At 68.4% G+C, this 21,858-nt stretch carries 16 protein-coding genes and 3 pseudogenes; 10 read left to right on the top strand and 9 right to left on the bottom strand.

The window, feature by feature from the left end; all coding sequences use genetic code 11:
* Nucleotides 1-331: 331 nt before the first annotated feature.
* The 4 genes and pseudogenes from UK82_RS43295 to UK82_RS43285 all read right to left on the bottom strand — a co-directional run.
* On the bottom strand, nucleotides 332-2,877 hold a 2,546-nt coding region (locus UK82_RS43295), incomplete at its 3' end, for an ATP-dependent helicase (RefSeq protein WP_396230636.1).
* A gap of 1,032 nt (nucleotides 2,878-3,909) precedes the next feature.
* Nucleotides 3,910-5,646, bottom strand: a 1,737-nt coding sequence (locus UK82_RS39925) for a site-specific DNA-methyltransferase (RefSeq protein WP_236706386.1), incomplete at its 3' end; no start/stop codon positions are given.
* Nucleotides 5,647-5,718: 72 nt separating this feature from the next.
* Nucleotides 5,719-8,151: pseudogene (locus UK82_RS43290) on the bottom strand (BPTD_3080 family restriction endonuclease); the annotation flags it as partial.
* 1 nt (nucleotide 8,152) lies between these two features.
* Nucleotides 8,153-8,796: DEAD/DEAH box helicase family protein (locus UK82_RS43285; RefSeq protein ID WP_396230635.1), on the bottom strand; the 644-nt coding region annotated here is incomplete at its 3' end.
* Nucleotides 8,797-10,130: 1,334 nt separating this feature from the next.
* On the opposite strand from UK82_RS43285, the gene UK82_RS33130 reads away from it, so the two are divergent.
* The 3 genes and pseudogenes from UK82_RS33130 to UK82_RS24495 form a co-directional block, all read left to right on the top strand.
* On the top strand, nucleotides 10,131-10,754 hold the full coding sequence (locus UK82_RS33130) for a hypothetical protein (protein WP_055409576.1): 624 nt from the start codon (nucleotides 10,131-10,133) through the stop codon (nucleotides 10,752-10,754).
* 9 nt (nucleotides 10,755-10,763) lie between these two features.
* On the top strand, nucleotides 10,764-11,087 hold the full coding sequence (locus UK82_RS34435; protein WP_201784238.1) for a hypothetical protein: 324 nt from the start codon (nucleotides 10,764-10,766) through the stop codon (nucleotides 11,085-11,087).
* Nucleotides 11,088-11,393: 306 nt separating this feature from the next.
* A pseudogene (locus UK82_RS24495) lies at nucleotides 11,394-11,708 on the top strand (maleylpyruvate isomerase N-terminal domain-containing protein); the annotation flags it as partial.
* A 29-nt stretch (nucleotides 11,709-11,737) separates the two neighbouring features.
* Here the strand turns inward: UK82_RS24495 and UK82_RS33770 are convergent.
* The gene (locus UK82_RS33770) at nucleotides 11,738-11,878 is read right to left on the bottom strand and encodes a hypothetical protein (RefSeq protein ID WP_161849164.1); all 141 of its coding nucleotides are present in this window, start codon (nucleotides 11,876-11,878) and stop codon (nucleotides 11,738-11,740) included.
* A gap of 48 nt (nucleotides 11,879-11,926) precedes the next feature.
* Between UK82_RS33770 and UK82_RS24490 the strand changes: the two genes are divergently transcribed.
* The 3 genes from UK82_RS24490 to UK82_RS24480 all read left to right on the top strand — a co-directional run bounded on the left by UK82_RS24490 (nucleotide 11,927) and on the right by UK82_RS24480 (nucleotide 15,335).
* Entirely contained in the window at nucleotides 11,927-14,149 is a 2,223-nt protein-coding gene (locus UK82_RS24490) for a glycosyltransferase family 39 protein (RefSeq protein WP_055409572.1), read from the top strand.
* Nucleotides 14,150-14,263: 114 nt separating this feature from the next.
* A complete protein-coding gene (locus UK82_RS24485; RefSeq protein WP_152990008.1) occupies nucleotides 14,264-14,575 on the top strand; it encodes a hypothetical protein in 312 nt (103 codons plus the stop codon).
* A 427-nt stretch (nucleotides 14,576-15,002) separates the two neighbouring features.
* A complete protein-coding gene (locus UK82_RS24480) occupies nucleotides 15,003-15,335 on the top strand; it encodes a helix-turn-helix transcriptional regulator (RefSeq protein WP_055409568.1) in 333 nt (110 codons plus the stop codon).
* 362 nt (nucleotides 15,336-15,697) lie between these two features.
* On the opposite strand, the gene UK82_RS24475 is transcribed toward UK82_RS24480, so the two are convergent.
* A complete protein-coding gene (locus tag UK82_RS24475) occupies nucleotides 15,698-15,931 on the bottom strand; it encodes a hypothetical protein (protein ID WP_044887958.1) in 234 nt (77 codons plus the stop codon).
* A gap of 263 nt (nucleotides 15,932-16,194) precedes the next feature.
* Between UK82_RS24475 and UK82_RS24470 the strand changes: the two genes are divergently transcribed.
* The 3 genes from UK82_RS24470 to UK82_RS33765 all read left to right on the top strand — a co-directional run bounded on the left by UK82_RS24470 (nucleotide 16,195) and on the right by UK82_RS33765 (nucleotide 17,910).
* Complete coding sequence (locus tag UK82_RS24470; protein ID WP_044887957.1) at nucleotides 16,195-16,935, top strand: GAF and ANTAR domain-containing protein; 741 nt, start codon at nucleotides 16,195-16,197, stop codon at nucleotides 16,933-16,935.
* Between the two features lie 106 nt (nucleotides 16,936-17,041).
* Nucleotides 17,042-17,761: a hypothetical protein gene (locus tag UK82_RS24465; RefSeq protein ID WP_055409565.1), complete on the top strand. Its 720-nt coding sequence runs from the start codon at nucleotides 17,042-17,044 to the stop codon at nucleotides 17,759-17,761.
* The gene (locus tag UK82_RS33765) at nucleotides 17,758-17,910 is read left to right on the top strand and encodes a hypothetical protein (protein WP_157866996.1); all 153 of its coding nucleotides are present in this window, start codon (nucleotides 17,758-17,760) and stop codon (nucleotides 17,908-17,910) included. Before UK82_RS24465 ends, UK82_RS33765 begins: the two co-directional genes overlap by 4 nt.
* Here UK82_RS33765 and UK82_RS24460 read toward each other — a convergent pair.
* From UK82_RS24460 to UK82_RS39920, 3 genes are all read right to left on the bottom strand, one after another.
* Complete coding sequence (locus UK82_RS24460) at nucleotides 17,894-18,274, bottom strand: hypothetical protein (RefSeq protein ID WP_173667348.1); 381 nt, start codon at nucleotides 18,272-18,274, stop codon at nucleotides 17,894-17,896. The genes UK82_RS33765 and UK82_RS24460 overlap by 17 nt on opposite strands.
* On the bottom strand, nucleotides 18,271-18,531 hold the full coding sequence (locus UK82_RS24455) for a hypothetical protein (RefSeq protein WP_044887955.1): 261 nt from the start codon (nucleotides 18,529-18,531) through the stop codon (nucleotides 18,271-18,273). The genes UK82_RS24460 and UK82_RS24455 overlap by 4 nt, the downstream gene beginning before the upstream one ends.
* Nucleotides 18,532-18,704: 173 nt before the next feature.
* Nucleotides 18,705-19,400, bottom strand: coding sequence for a DUF2786 domain-containing protein (locus UK82_RS39920; protein WP_236706388.1), 696 nt, complete (start codon nucleotides 19,398-19,400; stop codon nucleotides 18,705-18,707).
* A gap of 1,041 nt (nucleotides 19,401-20,441) precedes the next feature.
* On the opposite strand from UK82_RS39920, the pseudogene UK82_RS43280 reads away from it, so the two are divergent.
* Nucleotides 20,442-21,672: pseudogene (locus UK82_RS43280) on the top strand (DUF4143 domain-containing protein); the annotation flags it as partial.
* Nucleotides 21,673-21,858 lie beyond the last annotated feature (186 nt).

Below are 21,858 nucleotides of genomic sequence, written 5' to 3'. Positions count from 1 at the left end.
CACCACGCCCTTCACCCGCCCCGAGAACACCCCGCAGCCCGGACACGCCCGCGCCGCCTCGTCTGCGGTCACCAGCCACGCCACCCGCGACCCGTCGGCCAACCGCTCGACCCGCTCCACCGCCATCCCGTCGAGGTCCAGCAACAACGTCGCGTCACTCGTATGATCGTCCAAGCCCGTAACCCCACGGTGTCCTGATTGCGTCAGAACAACCAAGATCACCANGGGTTGNGGGTCTTTTCACGCCACGACACGCCAGCGTCCTACACCCAGGCCACACCAGACCAGCATCACGCACAGCCACCAAGCCGGACGCGAGCCCCACACCTCNCCCCGGTCAACTTCGAAGACCCATATATGTAGCTGGTCACGGGTGACATCCTCGGCCTGCGCGCGCTCGGTGGACTTGAAGTCGACGATGGAGATCTCGTCGGTGTCCAGGCGGCGGATGAGGTCGATGCGGCCGTCGACGGTAATGCCGGGGGCGATGCGCACCTGGACCTGCTGCTCGCTGTGAAGGGTGCGCGGCAGCGCCTCGGCATTCTCGACAAGGTAGCGCCGGACAGCCTTACGCGCCGCGTTACGCAGGTCCTCGCGCAGTGCGGGGTAGGCGAATGGGACGGACAGATGGCGGTCCACGAGCTCGGCGACCTCGGCGTCGGTAGCGAACGTGCCCTCGATGGCTTTCTTGTGGATTTCGGCCATCACGTCGTGGACCGACTTGCCGTAGCCGAGCGCCTCGTGCAGCGGCGGGTTGAAGCCGTAGAGGAACCGGAGCTTGAACTGGTAGGGGCACTCGAACAGGTACTTCAGCTCGCTGAAGCTGAGCGTCACATCGGGCAGTTCGTGGCGGGGACGCGGCTCCAGCCGCAGGCCGCGGTACGGGACAGCCGCGGTGAGGACCTTGTCGTTGCGGGTGGCCAGGTCGAAGAACGGCGAGCGAGCGTTGTACAGCCGCGATCCGCCCGGCGAGAATGTCAAGGCGAGGTACTTCTGCGCCCTGGTGAGCGCGACGTAGAACAGCCGGGCCTCGTCTTCGGAGGTGCCGCGGTAGCGGTCAGCGTCAGGAACTGTCGACGCCGGGATCACGTGGAAGACGTTTGTCCCTCCCTGCCGCTTCGAGGGGAATCTGTTCCTGCGCAGCGCCGGGATGAACACCGCTGGCCACTGCATGCCCTTCCCCTGGTGGACGGTCGCGATCGTGACCGCGTCGGGGGTGGCGTAGCCGACGTCGGCGTCGCTTTCCGCGTAGTAGTCCGGCGCGTGGAAGCGCAGCCACTTCACGAAGGTCTGGTACTTCTGTGCCGGGTCGGACTGGAAGTAGATCTGCTCGAAGTCCGAGATCGCCTGGCTGAACTTGCCGAGGTTGTAGAAGACCAGCTCGCCCCGCACGGCGCCGTCGGTGGACGGCACCGTCTCCTCCCGCAGGCCGAGCGCCTCGAGAAAATTCAGGTAGGTCCGCTGGATGTTGTAGGAGCCCCACCGGCTACCCGGCTGCCAGTCCTTCGCCTCGTCCAGAATGCGCAGCCCGGCGGCAAGTGCGGCGTCACCCAAGCCGAGGTCCGCGGCCCGCCACGCGGCTTGGACCGCCGCGGCGTCGGTCTCGTCGGTGATGTACTCGAAGCAACTGACGCAGGCCTGAATCTCCGGGGCGTCGAATAGCCGCGCCAGCCCCTTGATGATGTAGGGGATGCCGCGCCGCTTGAGCTCGTCGACCAGGGGGTCGGCGTCCCTCGACACACTGCGGAACAGCACCGCCATGTCCGACCAGCTCAGCCCGCGGGGCGGCGCGTCGGCGGTGTCATGGAAGGCGGTGCCGCGCAGCTCGGTGATCCGGTCGCAGATCCAGGCCGCCTCCGTCTGCGGGTCGGCGAAGTCCAGCGCGAGCAGGTCGCCGCGTTGGAAGACCTGGTGGCCGCCGCCGACCATGTTCTTCGGCAGCCGCTCCGCGACGAGCGATTCGATGGCCGACTTGGCGAGCGAGACGACCGCGGGGCTGGAGCGAAAGTTGGCGTCCAGGGTCACACTGCTTACACCCGGGTAGCGTCGGGTGAACGTCTGAATGTTGCCAACCGTGCTGCCACGCCACTGGTAGATCGTCTGATCGTCATCGCCGACGACGCACAGATTCGCCCCGAACCGGCACAGTCCACGGATGATCCGCTCCTGGATGTGGTTCGTGTCCTGGTACTCGTCAACGACCACATAGCGGATCGTGTCCCGGACGTGGCGCACAAGCCCTCCGGCCACATCGTCGTCGGGCTGCGACTCGAGCATGTCGACGGCCGTACGCAGCAGCTCAGGGTAATCGAAGAAGTCATGGTCGTGGATCAGTTTGCGGTAGAGGCCGAGTGCCTCGTCCAACGATTCGGGGACCTCGTCGACCTTGACGTCCTCCTCCCGCAGGATGCCCATCACGTGCAGGTACAGCCGGGACTCGACGTAGCGCTTCATAGACCGCGACGAGCCGTTCGCGACGACCCGCGCCGTAGTCATGCCGGACTTCCGGTAGTTGCGATCCGCGAACAGCCGGCCTTGGATCTCGTCGAGGATCGAGTACTTGAAGGTCTCGGACACCTTGTCCTGCAGGATCGCCCGGGCGAAGCCGTGCATGGTGCCGATGTACATGTCGGCCAGGCCACGGACCTCGCCGAGCTGCTCGGCAATCAGGGTGAGTGTCCGGTCCTTCAGCTCGGCCGCAGCCTTCTCGGTGAACGTGAAGGCGACGATGTTCCTCGGCTCCACGCCGGGCTGGCGCAGGATCTCGACGATCCGCTGCGAGATCACCTGCGTCTTACCGGACCCTGCGCAAGCAATGATCAGCAGCGGGTCGTCCAGAGTGGCGATCGCCTGCCGCTGCGCGTCGGTGTACTTCATGCGCTGTTCAGTGCTCCCCCCGAGAGGCGCCGGCCGGTCGGCCGGTCAGAGCTCGATGACCTTGAGGACCTCGTCGCCGTAGTTGTTGATGACCTTGACTGCGAACCTGCCGGTGGAGGGGATCGGGAACGGGCGAGAGCGGGTCGAGTTCAGGCTTGCCCAGGCGTCCGCGTCGATGTCGGCCTTCAGCGCCTTCGACAGTCGCTCGTAGGGGTCTCTACCACCAGTGAAGTAGCAGTGCCGGACGAAGAACGCGTCCTCGTTGTACTCGGTGTCGATCATCCACAGCGCTATCCGCGACGGGTCGCTGGCCCGGATCTGCCCCGTTGTCGGATCGTAGACATCGACGCCGAGCAGTTCGACGACGACCGACCCATCGTCAGTCCGGTCCACCTTGATGTCAGGCTCACCGAAGATCGTGAACAGGTTGGCGGCACGGGTCTTCTTCAGTAGCTCGCTGCCCATCGCCAGGTCGGGGTTCATTCGCACCGACTGAACCTCGATCTTGCCGATCTGCCGAGTCCGGCCGGTGGTCGCGAAGTCACCTCCGTCGGGACGGAACTCCGATGCGGTCTCACCCACCTGGCTGTCGAACACGAAGCCGAGGACAAGCAGCAGATCATGGCCCTGGCCGCGTAGCGCTTCCCGGGCCGCGCGCCGGACGAAGTCCGCCGTGACCGTGCCGTACTGCGGACCGATCGCGACGGCAATCCGCTCCGGCGCCCCGTTCCCCGCGCCGGCCCGAGTACCGACCGCCTGGATGTAGTCGCCGCCCTGACGCTCCAGCGTGTCGAACTTGAGACGCTCCTGCTTCACCCCGTTCTGTACACCTGCCGTGCGCAGGTTCTCCAGGATCGTCGTCTCAAACGATTCCGCCTCAGCGGCCTGCGCGCCCTCACGCTCGCTGCGTGGCCGCTGATCGTCGTTCGCGGGGATCAGCGAGCGGTACGGCGAGAGGCTCTCGACGGTGAAGGGGCCGGCGACGCGAATCTTCTTCTTGTCCTCGTACGGCCGGTCGTAGAGCAGCTCGGNCTCGGCGTGCCGCGCGATCGCCGCGTCGATCTCCTCCCGACTCATCCCCGCTTTGATGTCCGGGTTGTTCGCGATCGACTTCAGCGTCACGTGCGGAACCCGCTGGTAGACGAAGCCCTGCCGAATATCGCCCACATTCGGACCGCTAGATGGCGCCCTGCCAGCGAGGTCTGCTTCCTTTCGCCGCCCGTCCGAGGAGTCCGAGAGGAGGTAATAGGGCAGCCTCGTCGACATAATTCGCTGGCGCGCAAGGGCGATCGCTACCCGAGATGTATCAACAGTGATCCACCGTCGACCCCATTGCTCGGCCACCACCGCCGTCGTACCTGATCCACACGTTGGGTCGAGGACGAGATCTCCCGGATCGGTGGTCATCAAGAGGCAGCGCTCGATGACTTTGTTGCCAGTCTGGACTATGTAGATCTTTTCGTCGGTAAAACTACCCGTTCCAGTGTCATCCCAAATATTTCCTCTTGCTACAACGGGAAAATCGTCTAGGAATCGAACATATCGCAGCGTTTGACCCGTCCGGGCAACCCGGGAAGCGAGTTTAAGTTTCTCAAACCCTTCAGCCCCGGTCTTCCAATACCCCGTGGTCGGCCGGTGAATTCTTCCTTCAAATTCTACAGGAAAGTCGCCCGGAGGTCGCTGGCTTGTCAGATTATCGTTGGTATAAAATCGAATTTTGTCGCCCGAACGATCCGCCGGAAGAGCCTTGCGTCGACGACCGGACGGCTCTTCGATAAAATTGTAGGATGCCGCCCCCTCCTCTCCGGGGATCTTTTGAGTATACAGTTCTCGATACTTGACGGAGTCTTTTTCCTTGGCATACCAAACTAGATAGTCGGATACATTTGCCAGTAGATCACTACTGGCTCCAGAAGTCTTTCGAATGGTAATAATTGAGACGAAGTTTTCCCGCCCTAGAATCTCATCAAGAAGGCTCCGTACGAGATGGACATTTTCGTCGCCAATCTGAACAAAAATACTGCCGGATGCCGCCAGTAGGTCGCGGGCAACCGTCAGACGATCTCGCAGGTAAGACAAGTATGAATGAATTCCGAGCCGCCAAGTATCCCGAAACGCCTTGATCTGTTCTACTTCGCGGGTCACGTCTTCAAGATTTCCATCTCTCGGCTTACTATTTTCGACCGAGGGCTGCCAGTTGGAGTTAAACTTGATGCCGTACGGCGGGTCGAGAAAGATCATCTGGACCTTGCCGCGGAGATCCTCGCGTTCGGACAGGGACGCCATCACCTGCAGCGAGTCGCCGAGGATCATGCGGTTAGACCATTTGGCGGGGTGCTGGTAGAACTCAACGCTCTCGAACGAGTCGTTGTCGAGGCCGTCGAAGTCGGCGAACAGATCCGGCTGGTCGCGGCTGGTTCCGGCCCGGCGGGCGGTATCTGCACGCAGGTCCTCGATCAGGTACTGAGGCTCGACCTTCTCCTGAATGTAGATCGGGGGTGCCGCGATCTCCAGGTCGGTCGCGTCCTGCTCGTCCTTGCCTTTCCAGACAAGCTGCGGATCGAGCGTCCGGTCACGCGCGGCGCGGTCGGAAAGCGGCGGGGTGCGCGGGTAGACCACCGGGATCGGCCGCTCGACCTCTTCGGTAACCATGTCGTGCGCGTGCGCGTCGGCCGTCGGGATGTTGAGCCGCTTGTCGGCATGCCGGATCGCGCCGACCTCCTGGCCGGTTGACGGGGTCGGTGCTTTGGCGGGCTTACGCGGCGGCATGGCGGTGGTTCTCCTCGGCTGCTGCCTGGCCTACCAGGCGGAATTCTCGTGACGGCTCGTACGCGCGGGCTCTCACGTGGGCAGCCCGGTGATCGCGGCGTCTGCGTACAGCGCTTCGATCGCCTCGCGCAGGTCGGCACCGGCCGTCACCGGATTCTTGATTTCCATATAGCCCCAGCGACCGAAGCCACCGTGGTTGTTGACCGCCGCACACCAGCGCTCGCGGGCGGTCAGCGCCTTGCTCGACGTCATCGCCGCCATCGTCGTGTTGGACGACTTGAACGAACCGGACACCTCGACGATCAGTGTCCGGTCCACGTCGCCCTCGCGGCGCCTGAGCCGGACCAGAAAATCTGGCCGGTAACGACGGGTCTGGGCACCGTGCAGGTAGGGGATCTCGAACTCAAGGTGGTCGTTTTTGACGTAGGAGGCGACCTGCGGTAGCATCTCGAGCTCCTGTGCCACCTCCTGTTCCCAAGTGTTGCCCTCGCCGTGCATCCCATCGAGCACGACGTAGTTCACCGGGGACTTCTTCGGATCGGTCGGCCACACCTTGCGTGAGGTAAAGAAGTCGACGTTGTCTGTCGAGCCCTCCGGGTCGAAGGCGCGGAAGATCGGGGTGATCCGCGGCGCCTGGCCGCTGGTGTCCCAGTTCACCGCAAGCTGGATGAGGTTTGCTGCCTGCTGGGCGCGCTCGGCGAGTAGTAGCTGGCCGAGGAAGGCGTCGGGCGCGAGCGTCACGCACTCGTCCAGCCAGTCCCGGGCGATGCGCGCCATGTGCGGGAACATCCACGTCCGCACGCCGCCGGCGCCGTCGGTGAAGTGGCTGTGGACCAGGCGTCTTGCCAGCTCAAAGGCGATCTGAGCCGGCCGGGTGGAGCGGTAGTCGTCCAGGTCGTGCTCGGCCTGCGCGCCGACGATGCCGCTGCTTTTCGTCCACGACGCGACGTCCGGTTCAAGCCGCATCAGATGTTCGTCCCCGAACTCCGCGTATGGCCAACTGTCGGACTCCTCCTGCCGGTAACCGTCCAGGCGCGGGAAGCGGATCCGCAGCTCAGAGCGGTCGTCCAGCGCCCGGACGTGCACCGGGGTCCGGCGCGGCGCGGTCTCCCTGGGGTCCGCCTCGGTACGGATGAACGAGAACGGCACGCCGTATACCTCGGCGTACTCGGGATCAAAGAAGCCCTGCGCGTTCACCGTGTACGAACGGCGGCGCAGGCCGCGACCAACGACCTGCTCGCACAGCAGCTGCGATCCGAACGCCCGCACGCCGAGAATGTGGGTGACAGTGTTCGCGTCCCAGCCCTCGGTCAGCATCGACACCGACACGACGCAGCGCACTCCGGAGCCGAGTCGGTCCGACTTGCCGACGGTGTTCATCACCTCGCGCAGCAGGTCACCGTCGTCGAGGTCCTCCACGTCCCGCCGAGTGCGGGCTGCGTACTCCCGCTTGAACGCCTCGATCTCGGCGGCGGCCACCTCACGGAAGTCCTTCTGCAGGCCTTCCCCGGACTCCAGTTGGACGGAGTCGACCAGGATCGTGCGCGGACGCTTCACCCACCGCCCGTGCTCCGCGTTGGAGAACAGTGGAAGCTGGCCCGGCGTGAGTGACTCGCCGTCTTCGCCGGCGGTGGCGTAGCCGGCGATGTAGTCGAAGACCAGCTTCGAGACTGCGGTGTTGTTACACACGACGATGAAGACCGGCGGTGTCTCCCCGGCGATGCCGTCCCGTTCCCATCGCTGGTACGCCTTCTCATAGTGGCCGTAGAGGCTACGCAGCGCACCCTCGAGCACGCCCGGCAGGCCCTGCGCCGCGGCAGGCGGCTGGCCGCCCTTCGGCGCCCGCTTCGGCAGGAGAGTGCCTACCTTCGACCACAACTGTCGGTAGGCGACGTCGTCCCCGGCCGCGTTGTCGTCCACCGGCACCCTTGGGATCTTGACGATGCCAGCCTCAATCGCGTCCATCAGCGAGAAGTCCGAGACCACCCACGGGAACAGGTACCCCTCGGGGTAGCCGGAGCCTTTCAGGAAGAACGGGGTCGCGGACAGATCGTAGATCGTCTTGATCCCGGTCTTGCGCTGGACGTCACGCAGGCCAGCGAACCAGCGCTTCGCCTCGTCGTTGCGGGCCGTCGCCTCCTTCTTGTCGTCTCCCTTCAGCTCCTGCTCGATGGTCGCCGACTCATCGACCGGGACCGTGCGGCCGCGGTAGCAGTGGTGGGCTTCGTCGTTGATGACGATGATCTCGGACGACCGGCCGCCGCTGAACTCGCGCAGCACCCTGTTGACCATCTGCTCCGAGGTCTCGGTGAACACCCCGGCCACGTCACCGACCGGCCGGTCGCCCTTGAGGTAGAGCTTGGTGTTCGTCGAGATCGCCTTCCCCTCCTTCGTCGCCCTGTACAGGAAGGAGTGGAAGTTGGTGATCACGATTTCGGCTCGGCGCAGCGGCACCACGAGGTCACCCGGAACAAGATCACGCAGTTTGTAGTAGTTGCCCTCGTCNCTCGGTATCAGCACCCGCAGCCGGTCACGGATCGTGATACCCGGAGTGACGATCAGAAACCGGCGCGTGAATCGGGCATCCTGCGGGCTCGCCACCTTGTTCAGGGTCTGCCAGGTGATCAGCATCGCCATGACCACGGTCTTGCCCGAGCCGGTCGCCATCTTCAACGCGACACGCGGCAGCCCGTCGTTGTGGTCATCGTTGCGCTCGGTGAGGTGGTTGCGCACCCAGGTGTCGCCTTCGCGCTGCGCCGCCTCCGCGATGTAGATCGCAGTCTCGACGGCCTCCCGCTGGCAGAACAGCACTTTGTTGTCCCGCTCGGGGTCCGACCAGTACTCCAGCAGCCGCCGCGTCGTCGGCGTGACGTTCGGGTACCCGAGCGCCCGCCACCGATCCACCCGAGTGCGGATCTGGTTGATCTCCTCGTTGACCTTCCGGCGCTCACCGGTGACGTTGAGGTCCAGCTCGCCCTGGACGGCCTTGCCCTTGACCTTGCGCACGCCGGGTACCGGGCTCCAGTACTCGCTCGGACGCCGGCCAGGCACTGTCTCATCACTGATCAGCCCGTTGTCGTCGAACCGCCAGTGCAGAGCGGGCGCCTCATATGGCTTATTGATGATCGGGTTGTCGATCACCGCGCTCACGAAGCCCCCACCTCCTGATCAGTCCCCCTGATCGGTCCCCACCCCTGCGGAGCCGCAGCGTCATCCGCTGCGTCACCTCCTGACCGGCCGATCCATGCTGAAGCTAGAGCTTAGTGACCCACTGCGACAAAACTGCAACCCCTCCGACGGCCGCAGGACCGGCTCGAGCACATCTCCGAGTGCGACGAGTCCTCGGCTCAGACGAGGCCGACCCCTGCTCTTCCTCCCGCAGCCGCGCTTCCTCCCGCGTCGACTCCGCGTTCATCTGCTCCACCGTCTCCTGCCGAAAACACCGGAACTCCTCGTCCTCCCACTCGCGTTCCTGCTCGGCGGTGAGCTGGTTGGTCCAGCCGCGGCCCGTAGCGGGAGTTCCAGGTGCGGCTGAAGGAGCCGTCCCAGTCGAGCGGGCGGGTGGACTTCCGGTCGTCGTCCGTCGGCTCGGGCGCGCCAGGCTCGGCGTCCGGCTCTGAGTCCGCGTCCACCGGCGGCGCCGCGGCGGCGTCTATGGCCGGCTGGGGATCAGGCGGCGACGGACGGCCCGGATCGCGTCCGGTGGCGGCGTCGCCTGTCGGGTCAACCGGTTCCGCTGACATCGCCGTCCTCTCCCCACTCAGGGACCTTGCCCGGCACGGTCATCTGACTGCTCTCCGCCCTGCGATCACCTGCGGCTTGATCGGTGACGGTAGCCGGTCACACCGGAATGTTAAGGGGTGGATCGTCTGCGCGATCGGGCCTGGACGGGGACGACATCGTCAGCGGCCATAGGGGCCGCTACGTGAAGGTGCGCAACGTGGAACGCGATCCCCGCGTGGTGCTTTCCTTCTCCGCGCCGAGGGCGCCGGAAGCCTACCTGGCCGAGTACACCGTCCTGCGCGCGACCCTACCGTCACGACCGGCGGCGCCTGGGACCTGCTGAACGACCTGGCGAAGGTCTACCTAAGCCCGGAGGCCGAATTCCCAGGCTCGAAGGGCGAGGGCCTCATCCTGCGCTACTCGATCGACCGCGTCGGCGGCATCGACCCCCGGGGCGGCGACGCGCTGAACCTCGGCCGCCGGTATCAGTCCGGCGGATGAAGGACGGCATACCCGCGCCCTCACCGAACTCATCGGCCAAAACCAGGAGCCGCGAACGAACTTTCGTTGCGACAGGTCCATTCCGCGGGAAACAACATTGCGCTCGTCCGGAGCGGACATCAGCCCGCGATAGCTTGCCGACTGGCAGAATACTGATGTTCCCGACAAGGAGGCTGGATTCATGTCGAATCTCGCCGACGGCGACGCGCCCCTGGCCGCTATCCAGTGGACCGTGCGCACCGATCTACGACAATTACCGAATGAGCCAGTTTCGCTATCAGATGGTGACCGGTGATGCCGAGAGTCTCGTGGAGACACTGAACTCGCTGGGCCAGGCGGGTTGGCGGCTGGTGGCCGCGACGCCGACGGGCGGGGCCTGGTCGGCCCTCCTGGAGCAGGAGGTGGAAAGTCTCTCGCGCCGCGCGGCTGGACCGCGGGCACGGGTGGAGGTCCGCGTCAGCGGTGAGGTGGTGGAGAAGTTCGTCGAGGCGGACGCGCTGTCGGTCCTGGACGGTGTGGTCTACCTGCGCCGGGACGACGAGGTCCTGGCCACCCATCCGGTGGGCGATCTCGTCGCGGTGGACTGGTCGCCCGCGCCGTCGTCCACGCAGGCGCTGGATCGGAAGCGACGGGACCATCCCCGTCACGGGGAGCCGTGGTCACCCGAGGAGGACGACCAGCTCCGCCAGGAGCATGAGGCGCACTGGACGTTGCGGGAAATGATCGCCGGCCATCAGCGTGGCCGAGGCGCGATCGCAGCCCGGTTGGCGAAACTCGGACTCGACGGCCCTGGAACGCCAGGCTGGTCCGGCCAGGGGACCAGGCCACGTCGCGGCCATGATCTCCCACGTGGCCCTCTGGCAGACGGCAGTGACGATGCCTGAAACTCCCCGGTGGCCGCGGACGGCGGCGGTGTGGACGTCTTCCGCGGCAGCGCCGAGGGCACTGGTGTGGTGGGATTCCTCATGACGGCGGAGCCGGGCACGCGTGACGTGGAGATCAAGGTCCTGATCGACTACACCGCCGACGAACTCGACCATGGCAGCGACTACTCGACGACGTCCTCGGGATCGGCGGCCTGCTCGTGCGGCGGCACTGGCGACTGCCACCGCATGAGGACCACGGGCCGCCGGAGCAGCCTGACCCGACTCGCGGACGTTGCTACGGTCCAGGAGCGGACCGGGGAAGCCCTCACCGTCGAGGCCATCTGCGGGTAGGCGCGGGAGGACCAGGCTCGGCGGCGGCTGGACGAAGCCAGCCGATCGTAAACGCCTAAACCAGGGCGTGGTTCTGCCGGCCATCATCCNCGGCGAGCTCTACGAGGCACCCCCAACCAGGTGACGCGGGCGGATACCGCACCCTGTCGCCTTCGATCCCGAGCGCCGTGCGGTCCCGTCCCCGAAGAAGCACCAGAGGTTTTCGCCTCGGCAGCATTGTCCTTCTTCGGCGCGGGCATCAATGTCGCCATGCGCGGAGGTGATGCCTGATGCTGAACTACGACCTCGACGTGTCCGAGGTGGATAGCGGCCCAACCGCGCTCGGTGCTTCTGCACCGGTGGCGCGCCGGCCGAGCCGGCGTGCAGGCGGCCCTGCAGGACGTACCGCCAGACCACGAGTTCCCCTGGTTCGGGTCCACCCTCACCCCGGCGCTCATGGCACCGCTGCGCCTGATGGAAACCTGGGCCCATGGCCAGGAGGACGCCGCCCAACGCGTGCAGGGCAGCGCGTTCGACTTCTGTCTCCGCGTCACCCAACGCCGGCCCCGCGGCGACACCGACCTGACGGCAACCGGCGAGGACGCGCGGACCTGGCTGGACATCGCCCGCGTCTTCCTCTGAACCGAGGTCGCAGCAGGTCGGTCACCTGATCAGGCGCACACCCAGCCCGGCGACGGCCAGGCCCCGACGGCGAGGAGACCGAGGATCCCGGAGGCGGGGCCGGCGAGCGAGACGTCGATCCCCTCACCGAGGCGCTGCGAGAGTCGCCGCCGACGGCGGCGGCGGCGCATCCGATCACTCTCAGCTTGCGCACAGGTTGCACAGTGAGTATCTGACGTATGACGCAGCCAGAGGACACCTCCAGCGCGACGGTCCTGCCCAGCGCCGCGGTCAGCGGCGACGCCCCGGCGGTTCCGGCGACGCGCGACGGTCGCGACGGCGATCACGGCGATCACGCCGCTGCGCCGGGGGCGCCCGTCGGCGCGGGCGATCCGCCGCCGGGGAGCCGGTGGCGGCGGGCGGTGCGCGGCCGGCCGGCGGATCCGGTGTGGGCCCGGCCGGCGCTCGTCGGGCTGCTCGCCGCGGCGGCGGTGCTCTACATCTGGGACCTGGGCGCCTCGGGCTATGCGAACAGCTTCTACGCGGCGGCGGTCCAGGCCGGGACGAAGAGCTGGAAGGCGTTGCTGTTCGGATCGCTCGACTCCGGGAACTTCATCACGGTCGACAAGCCGCCGGCGTCGCTGTGGGCGATGGCGCTGTCCGGGCGGATCTTCGGCTTTTCGAGCTGGAGCATGCTCGTTCCGCAGGCGCTGGGCGGCGTGGCCGCGGTCGGCCTGATGTTCGCGGCCGTGCGCAGGTGGTTCGGCCCCGTCGCCGGCCTGCTGGCCGGCTCCGCGCTGGCGCTCACCCCGGTGGCGGCGCTGATGTTGCGCTTCGACAACCCGGACGGCCTGCTCACCTTCGTCCTCGTCCTGGCCGGATACTGCCTGGTCCGCGCGCTCGAGGAGGCGTCGACGAAGTGGATGGCGGCGACCGGCGCCGCGCTCGGCCTGGCCTTCCTGACGAAGACGCTGCAGGGTTTCCTGGTGCTGCCCGCGTTCGCGCTGGTCTACCTGATCGCCGCGCCGACCGGCTGGTGGCGGCGGGTGTGGCAGCTGCTCGCGGGCGGGCTGGCGATCGTGGTCGCCGCCGGCTGGTGGGTGGCGACGGTCGAACTGTGGCCGAAGGGTTCGCGTCCTTACATCGGCGGTTCCACCGACAACAGCGCGCTCGGCCTGGCCTTCGGCTACAACGGCGTGGGCCGGATCTTCGGCGGTGACGGCAACCGCGGCGGTGGCGGCGGTGGGTTCGGCGGCGGCCGGGCGAACCTGAGCGAGCTGGCCAGGCGCGATCCGCAGCTGACCGAACGGGTGCAGGCCGCGCTGGGCGGCCGCGGTGGTCGTGGCGGGGGCGGCGGCGGGTTCGGGGGCGGCGCCGGCTGGGAGCGGCTGTTCGGCGACCAGATCGGCGGCCAGGTCTCCTGGCTGATCCCGGGCGCGCTGATCCTGCTCCTCAGCGGCCTGTGGGTGACCCGGCGGGCGCCGCGCACGGACCGGACACGGGCCGCGCTGCTCCTGTGGGGCGCCTGGATGATCGTGACGTCGATCGTGCTGAGCTTCGCGCAGGGAACCTTCCATCCCTACTACACGGCGTCGATCGCGCCGGGCATCGCCGGGCTGGTCGGCGTCGGTACGTGGACGCTGTGGGACACCAGGCAGCAGTGGACGAGCCGGCTGCTGCTGGCCGCCGCGGTCGCGGCGACCGGAGCCTGGTCGTTCACCCTGCTGGACCGCACCCCGTCCTGGTATCCCTGGCTGCGGGTGGTGGTGACGGTGGCCGCCGTTGCCGCAACGGCGGCGTTGCTGATCCGGCGCGCGCTCGTCGGACGGATGGCCATCGCTGTCGCGGTCTGCGGAACCGTCGCCGTCCTCGGTGGCCCGGCGGCGTTCGCGGCCGTCACCGCCACGATCCCGCAGTCCGGAGGCCAGCCGACGGCCGGGCCCGTGGTCCGCGGCGGCCGCGGTGGAAACAGCGGTTTCGGTCGCCTCGGCGCGTTCGGCGGCTCCGCGGCGGCGGGCGGCCGACGCGCCGGCGGGTTCGGTGGCGGGTTCGGCGGGTTCGGCGCCACGAACGCCCGGCTGGCGTCGCTGCTGAAGGCCAGCCACGGCTACCGGTGGGCTGCCGCAGTGCAGGGATCCTCGGCCGCGGCCAGCCTCGAACTCGCCTCGGACACCTCGGTGATGGCCATCGGCGGCTTCACCGGGCGCGACCCGGCGCCCACCCTGACCCAGTTCGAGAACGACGTCCACGCGGGCCGGGTGCACTACTTCATCGGCGCCAGCCAAACCGGCGGCGCCAGCGGGTTCGGCGGGTTCGGTGGCCGGTCCGGCGGGCCGGGCGGCACGATCAGCACCTGGGTCCAGCAGCACTACAAGGCGACGACGATCGGCGGCGAGGCCGTCTACGACCTCACCGCTCCCGCGACAGCGTCGTCCGCCGGCCCGGCACGATCGAGCACGTGAGACGAGTTCCTCGCGCGTTCGCCTACGCCGAGCGTCGTCGGAGGCGGTGCATGGCTGTTTCCGAGCCTGGCCTGAACCGGCCTGAGCTTCACCATCCCCGGCGACAATTGTGTGGTGCCGAACCACCATGACCGCGCCGACATCGGGCAGATCGTCGATCTGCTCGTCGGCCGGCTCGTCGCCCGCCTGCGCACCGAACAGGGCATCGATCTCACCCTCGGCCCGCGCGCCCGTGCCCGCCTCTTCGTCGAGCTCACCGCCGACCCGCACCTCGACGACCACAGCATCGGCTCCGCACTCGAGGACATGCTGATCACCCCGCTCGATCAGGCCCTGAGCACGCACGACCCGACCCGGTCGGGCACCCTGACAATCACCGACGTGGCCCGCGAGTACGGCGCCTGGACGGTGTCCCTCAGAGGTTGAGGCAAGGGCGAGGCTGCTCATAGCGGAGAACCGCGCACATCGGCTCGCCGAGATGCGCTGGCGTCAGAGCCTCACCCAGGCGGATGTCGCCGACCACATGCACGTCCCACGGCAGGCTTGAGGCTTGCTCTCCCACGCATCCAGCCCGAACACCCACCCCCGGTCGCCACGCTCCGCGATCGCCCCCAGCGACCCGCTCGACCCCGGATACCACCGACGCGCCGCCGGTGACCTCGGACCGGTCCTCCCACCGCACCAACCCACCACCTCGACCACGACCACTTGACATGGTCATGCAGATTCCACGGAACCGCGGCGCGCCCTGATGACCCAGAGGATGTCGCTGAGGGGATGACAGCTCGTCGCATCCCTGGGAGCTCGGCGAAGCGGGCTCGACATAAGTCTGACTGAAGGAACAGGAGGGATCATGACCACACCGTCGAACTGGCGTGATATCAAGGCCCGCGCCCGCGCGACCGATCCCGAGTGGGACAGCGCCGCGCGGACAGCCCGCCGCGCTGAGATGCGAAGCCAGATGCTCGCCTCCGTCAGCGGCGCGCAACTCGCCGAGATCCGCAATCAACTCGGCCTCACCCAGGCACAGCTCGCCGAAGCCACCGGCCTGACCCAGGCGAGGATCAGCCAGATCGAGAACGGCACCGCCACGGGACTGGATGTTCTGCGCACCTACATCACCGGCCTCGGCGGCCACCTCGACATCGTCGCCCGCATCGGCAACATCCACCTCAACATCGCCTAACCAGCAACCGACGCACTGGCGGACCGGGACGGCCTGTGCCCGCGCGTCGATCCGATCCTCCGCGCTCGCCATGGTCGGGTTAAGATCGACTCTCGAAGATCTACTGGTGGGCCGCGAGCGCCAGCATAGACAATGCCCGGGATCAGCGTTGAGCCACGTCCACCGGACGGGGCGACATCGCCACGGTCGCCTGGACCAGACCTGCCTGCGGGCAGCGCGTCAGCGGTGGGTGGGCCGCTGGTCGGCCCACTCGGCGGCGGTGAAGAACGCCCCCGGCGGCGGGCGGAAGCCGAGGGTGTGGGCCAGCGGGGTGGCGATCACCGTCTCGTCGCGGAATGGGCTGAGGGCAGGGGCGTCACCGCTCAGCGCAGGCCGGTGGCGGCACACGCCTCGGGCAGCGTCGACCAGCCGGTGCCGAGCATCAGCCAGCCGTCGTGGCCGGCGAGACGGTTGGTCGGATCGTGGACCTTGACCTGCCAGCTCCCGGCGCTGGTCTCCCGGGCGTAGGCGGTTTTGCCACGGTACGTTCCGTAGTAGCTGCCGAGCTCCGCTAGCGGTTCGGGCCGCACTGAGGTGGGCACGTGTTCGGACGGCATGGGTGGCTCCCGCGGGGCGGTCACCGGGATGCCCGGCGGTGAGCAGTCATGCTCGCGGGGTGCGGCGTGGGCGGCAGTCCCCGACCCGGGTCGGCTGGTTCTCAGCATCCTCAGGCTACGCCCCCTCCTCCACCCGAGACGTTGATGGCCTTCGCGCTCGGTGACGAAGGTGCCTCGTCCGGCGCCGCGTGCGGGTGACTTTCTGGTCTACGGTTCGAGGCGCGGCGAGGTGATTCGGCGCTGACCGGTGAGGGGCTGCTGCTGTGGACGACGATCTGGCGGCGAGCCTGGCGGGACTGTCGGGGCTGTTGGCGGGGCTCCGGCCGGTGCGCGAAACGCTGATCAATATCGCGGAGTTCGCGGTACAGGCGATTCCGGGGGCGGAGGGTGCCGGCCTCACGATGCTGGAGGACAACCGGGCCCAGACGGTGGTGGCCAGTGCCGAATTCGTGCAGGCGGTGGACAACGTGCAGTACCGGCTGGGCGAGGGACCGTGCCTGCTGGCGGTCCAGTCGGGGCGCACGCAGTGGTCGGGGTCGCTGGGTGGGGAGACACGCTGGCCACGGTTCGGCCCGCGGGTCGGGCGGATGGGAGTGCACAGCGTGCTCTCACTGCCGTTGCTGCTGCCTGCTCGGGTGGTGGGAGCGATGAACGTCTACGCCCATGCCAAGGACGCGTTCGGGCCCAAGGCGATCCGGATCGGTGAGCTCTTCGCCCAGCCGGCGGCGGTATCGGTACACAACACCCAGGTCCTGGCGCAGTCGCAGCGACTGGCCGCCCAGTTGCAGGAGGCGTTGACCAGCCGTGCTGTCATCGACCAGGCGCTGGGGGTCATCATGAGCCGCACGGGGAGCGACCCCGAGGAAGCGTTCGAGCGGCTGCGGGCGATGAGCCAGTCCCAGCACCTCAAGGTTGCGCAGTTGTCTCGGATGCTGGTGGACGAGGCGGTGCGCCGCGCCCGCGCCCGGAAGGCCCCCGGGGTGCAGGACAACACCGCGCCCTGATCCCCGGAGACGCTGGACGTCGGCCGGTTCGGAACGGGATCGCCGCGATCGGCACCAGCCAGTGAACACGGCACGGACGTGTCCGTGGCGGCGTTACGGTCGGCAAGTGACGGTGCCTGTCTTCTACGCACGGCCCCACCCCGGGGACAGCACGCTCGGTGTTGATCCCGCGCTCGCGAGCTGGGACAGGGCGGGGTCGCCCGGCCAGGCACGGTCGGCCGCCTTCATCGACGGTGTGTACGCGGCCGTCGCCGAGAACGTCCGCGCGACCTCCGGCCCGCTCGCCTTACGACTCGATGTCGGGCTGGCCGACACCGTGCCGCTGTACGCGCTGAACGATCTCGACAACTACCTGTTCCCGCTCGTGCCGAAGCTGACGGAACGGACGGGCCGGGCCTTCGCCTCCATATGGGCGACCAAGCGTCACGCGGCGACGTCGTCAGTAGGAGTTGGTGCGGCGGTCCCCGTCGACGACCCGTGCGGGACGTACACGTTCGAGGTGACCACGACGGCGTCGGCCGACACAACCGCTTTCAAGGAGCAGGTACGCGACCAGATCACCGCCGCCAGCCCGTTGTCGGGCCGCGGTGTCGCGCTCCAGCTCGCGTTTGTCGTCGGTCCTCGCCGCGCCTGGCCCAACCTGTGGAAGGCGACGATCGACGCGCTCGGCTCGATCCTCGGCCGCGACGACGGCGCCCGCGAATGGAACGCCCGCGACGGCCGCATCATCGACCTCGGGCTGCACTGCGCCGTCGATCCAGCCGCGGGCGACGGGGTCACGATCGCGATCCGCGCGTCAGCGATCGGCGAGGAGGTGACTGCGTGACGGAGATCCTGCCCGAGGTGCCAGCCGGCGATACCGCCGCGGTCGACTGGACGGCCGGCAAGTCGGGCTGGCCGGCCGAGCCGGGTGCCGAGCGGCCACCCGGCTCGGCCTGGTCACTGCGCGAAGTTCAGGTCACTGCGCGAGGTTGATGAGGTCGAACGGTTGGTCCTGCCAGTGCTCCGGGGTGGCGGTCGCGACCGCGGCGCCGTCGATGCGCTCCGGCGTCGGCGTGGCCGCGTAGCGGGTGTGGGCGGTGGCCCAGTTCTCCTCGCGGGCGACGGCGAGGGCGGCGGGCAGGTCGAGATCCAGCACGATCACCGCCGCCAGGGAGGCGATGTGCTCGGCCACGCCCCGACGGGCCCGGTCCGCTTCGACCAGTGCGCACGCCGGGGCGTACAGGTACAGATCATCCCCGCGGTCGGCCCGGGCGACCAGACGCGAGGCGGCGACGTTGCCGCCGCCGAGGGCGAGCATCGCCGTCTGGTCGAGCACGACGTGTGCCGGCGCGCTCACCGGCGGACTCGGTCGAGCATCGGATCGAGCTTGGCATCGATCTCCGCGATCTCCGCCTCCGTCGGGTTGTAGCCGTTCCAGGCACGCAGGATGTCCCGCGTGCGCATGGACCGCTCGGCGCGCTCGCCCGGGGTCATCGCGGAGTCGGAGAGGCGGGTGAGGTAGGTCCGCAGGGACATTCCCTCCGCAGAGGCGATGCGGGCGAGCCGGTCACGTACCTCGATGGGAACCCGGATGTCGGCGTCGGTCAGGGCCATGTGTCCTCCGGTCATGTCTGCAGACGGACAGTGCTCGGTCAGCGTACGCCGCGTCGGAGCCATCTGGATCATCTTTGAAGCAAATGCTGTCCGCCGCCTGCAGACCACCAAGAGCAACAGGGAGACCACCGCTGCCGCCAGATCACCGCTGCCGCCAGACCGGCGCGGTCGCGCTATCCGCGTGGGTCGGCGGTCACCTCCTCGCGGGTGTGCAGGGAGGCGAGGTCGGCGGCGGCCCGGCCGGAGGCCCATCCCTCGCCGTCGGTCGCGCTCACCGCGCGGGAGATGATCTCCGGGAACATCGTCTCGGTCGCCTCCCGGACGGAGTCCGTGCGGGCGGCGAGCACGGGCAGCAGGCGGCCGTCACCCGTCTCGGCCGCGGCCTGCTCGCTCGCCTGCTCGGTCGCGGCCATCAGGCGTTCGCCGATGCGGACCGCGAACGAGGCGAGGAACGACTGGCGGAACGACCGGGTGCGGGATCGTCCCGCGCGGTCCTGGCGGGACCCGGCCCTCATCATCGCCGCGGTCGCCTGGACCAGCAGCGACGTGTAGAGCAGCTCCACGGCGTCGAGGTCGGGCTGGAAACCGACCACCGTCGCGAACCCGAGCTCCTTGGCCCACACCGAACGGCACCGGTTCGCGCCGGCGACCACGTCGAGCAGGCTGGCCTTGGCCGCCTCGTAGGGATTGTCGATGCCGACCCGGCAGCCGGCCGGCTGCTCGCGGGACCCCTCCCCCGCCGCGAGCAGCGCCTCGTCGATGCTGTGCCGGGCCATGAACTCCTGCGCCTTGGCGGTGAGCGCCTCGGCCTCCTCGGCGAACTCGGTCGACTCGGCCTTCGCCAGCAGCGCGCGGACCTTGTCGAGCATGCGCGGGTTGGCACTCGGGTCGGCGCTCGGGTCGGACGTCGATCCGGCCGGCTGGCCACCCTCGGCTCGCCGAGCGTTCCCGTTCCCTTGGCCGTTCCCGAGGCCGTGGGGGGCGCGTCGCGCGGTGCCAGGTAGGGGGCAGAGAAGTTCGATCCTGGGCAGGGAGTGCAGTTCGGCGAGCAGATCGAGCATGTCGACGAGCACCTGCGCCCGGTCCCGCCCCTCCCGGTCGCCCCAGGCGTCCAGCCACGCGTCGTCGTGATCCCACCACACGGTGGCGTCGAGCACCTGAAGCTGCGCCTTCCACCGCTCGTCGACAGTCGCGGCCGCGTACTGACGCATCTGCAGAGCGATGGCGTCGACGACGAGCCGCGCGGGCCGCTGGCCAGCCCGACGGGTCACGATCCGGTGCAGGTCCACCGGCTGCCAGCCGCCCTGCCAGAGCCCCCCGACGGCGCGGTCGACCCAGCCGGTCAGGGATCGGTTGACGGCCCGGCGTCCGATCGGCCCGCCCGGCGCGGCGACCAGCGCCCCCAGGCACTCCGCCACCACCGCGTCATCCTGGTCGCTCCTGGCGTTCAGCGTCGTCGCGACCANCATGTCGATCGCCTCCGCGAGCGACTCCCGCTGGCTGCGTTCCTGCTGGAAGAACGCCCCCGGGCCAGAGCCGGCCGCCTGAGCGCGGCCGCGGCTCGCGCGGGCCTTCTGCTTGGCCTTACGTCGTTCACGGTTGCGGCTGCCCACCATCACCTCGCATGCTCTGGCGCCCTGGACCAGCCTGCCGGTCGCTCTCGGACCCACCTGCCGGCTCCGCGTGCTTCAACCTTCGCATGCCGGCCGGAAGCAGGTCAGCGGCGGGATACCTGTGCATGCACGTGCTCTCGGTACTGCTCCGTCGAGGCCGCCACAGGCTCAGCTCGGAGCCCTCCAAATCCCTGCCTTGAGGCCCTCCAGCCTGCCTTGAGGCCCTCCAGCCTGCCTTGAGGCCCTCCAGCCTGCCTTGAGGCCCTCCAGATCCGGCATTCGAGCGGCTCCAAGTCCGTGAGTCCACTGGACTTGCGGCCATGGGCACCCGGCTGCACGGACTGGTGCCGCGACGACTGGCACGGATCGTCGCGAGCAGGATGGCGGCGGAACCCGTCGTACTCCTCCAGGGTCCTCGATCCGTGGGGAAGTCGACTCTGCTCAGGAGCCTCGCCGCCGATATCGGTGCGGAGCTGGTCGATCTCGACGACCTGGCCAACCGCGACGCGGCGGTCAGAGATTCTGCACCGGCTGCCCGTCTACCCGCTGTCGCAGGGTGAGCTCCGCGGGATTCACGAACATCTCCTCGACGACCTGTTCGCCGACCCGGCCGCCGCCGTGGCCGCAGCGCGTCCGTCGGCGACGACCCGCGAGGAGTACATCGACAGCGTGACCGCGGGCGGATTCCCGTCCGTGCTCGCGCGAGCCTCCCTCACGTCGCGCAACCGCTGGTTCGACGACTACGTCAGCCTCAGCCTCGAACGCGACGTCCGCGACCTCAGTAAGATCCGTCAGGCCGCCTCGTTACCGGGCCTGCTCGAACGGCTGGCCGGCCAGACCGCACAGATACTCAACATCACCCGAGCAGCCTCAAGCGCCCACCTCGACGAGAAGACCGCGCAAAGCTATGTACGACTTCTCGAGGCGGTGTTCCCTATCTGTCAGCATCCCTCGGGCCGCCGCGGCACCGCCCGGACCAGACCACGACCACGGGCCCTTCGGGGGAGGACGATGGCGGCGTCGTTAGCATCGGCGTTCATGGGTGACGCTGAACTTCGGGATCGGGTGTCCGCGCTGCGCGGCGAGGGGAAGTCGCCGAAACAGATCGCGCGCATCCTCGGGGTGCCGCCGTCCGTGGTGGCCCCGCTGGTGCGGGCCGCCGCGGCGCAGGCCCAGGCCGTGGCCGGTGAGCCGCCGGTCGTCGGGTGCTGGATCAGCGCGGGTTGGAGCCAGGGCCTCACGGTCGACCCATCGCGCGGCTGGGTGGACGAAGCACCCGAGCCCGATGGCACCGGCGGGCTCGTCAGTGTGCTGGTCGCCCGCAGGCACCGCTGGGACAAGGTGTCGACGTGCGGGTACCTGGCGGACGTCTACTGCCTCGGAGTCAAGAATGCCCTCGGTCCCGACATCAGGACCGAGGTCGAGCTGGCACGCTTCGTACCCGAGTACTTCGCCGCCCACCCGGACGGCTGGCAGGCCGCACCGATCGAGCTGGCCGCCGACCTGGTCTTCGGCTCCGTCGAGTACGNCCGTGGGCTCGGTTTCGAGCCCCACCCCGACTTCGCCCCGGCCGCCGGCCACCTCGGACCCTGGGATGGGCCCTCAGCGATCACCTTCGGCAAGGACGGCAAGCCGTTCTACCTGTCCGGCCCGTACGACAACCCCCGCCGGGTCGTGGAGACCCTGCAACGCGCGGTCGGTCCTGCGCCCAACT

This window comes from Frankia sp. ACN1ag (assembly GCF_001414035.1).
Classification (GTDB): Bacteria; Actinomycetota; Actinomycetes; order Frankiales; family Frankiaceae; genus Frankia; species Frankia torreyi.
Note: the sequence above shows the minus strand (reverse complement) of the source record. Positions and strands in the feature narration are given on the sequence as shown.

Bases quoted from the DNA above. Each gene is read 5' to 3' on its own strand.
- UK82_RS24475 (WP_044887958.1), bottom strand. From the start codon at position 15,931: ATGCCGTCCGAACACGTGCCCACCTCAGTGCGGCCCGAACCGCTAGCG.
- UK82_RS24490 (WP_055409572.1), top strand. From the start codon at position 11,927: ATGACGCAGCCAGAGGACACCTCCAGCGCGACGGTCCTGCCCAGCGCC.
- UK82_RS24455 (WP_044887955.1), bottom strand. From the start codon at position 18,531: ATGGCCCTGACCGACGCCGACATCCGGGTTCCCATCGAGGTACGTGAC.
- UK82_RS33130 (WP_055409576.1), top strand. From the start codon at position 10,131: ATGAGCCAGTTTCGCTATCAGATGGTGACCGGTGATGCCGAGAGTCTC.
- UK82_RS33770 (WP_161849164.1), bottom strand. From the start codon at position 11,878: ATGCGCCGCCGCCGCCGTCGGCGGCGACTCTCGCAGCGCCTCGGTGAG.
- UK82_RS39920 (WP_236706388.1), bottom strand. From the start codon at position 19,400: ATGCTCGACAAGGTCCGCGCGCTGCTGGCGAAGGCCGAGTCGACCGAG.
- UK82_RS24480 (WP_055409568.1), top strand. From the start codon at position 15,003: ATGACCACACCGTCGAACTGGCGTGATATCAAGGCCCGCGCCCGCGCG.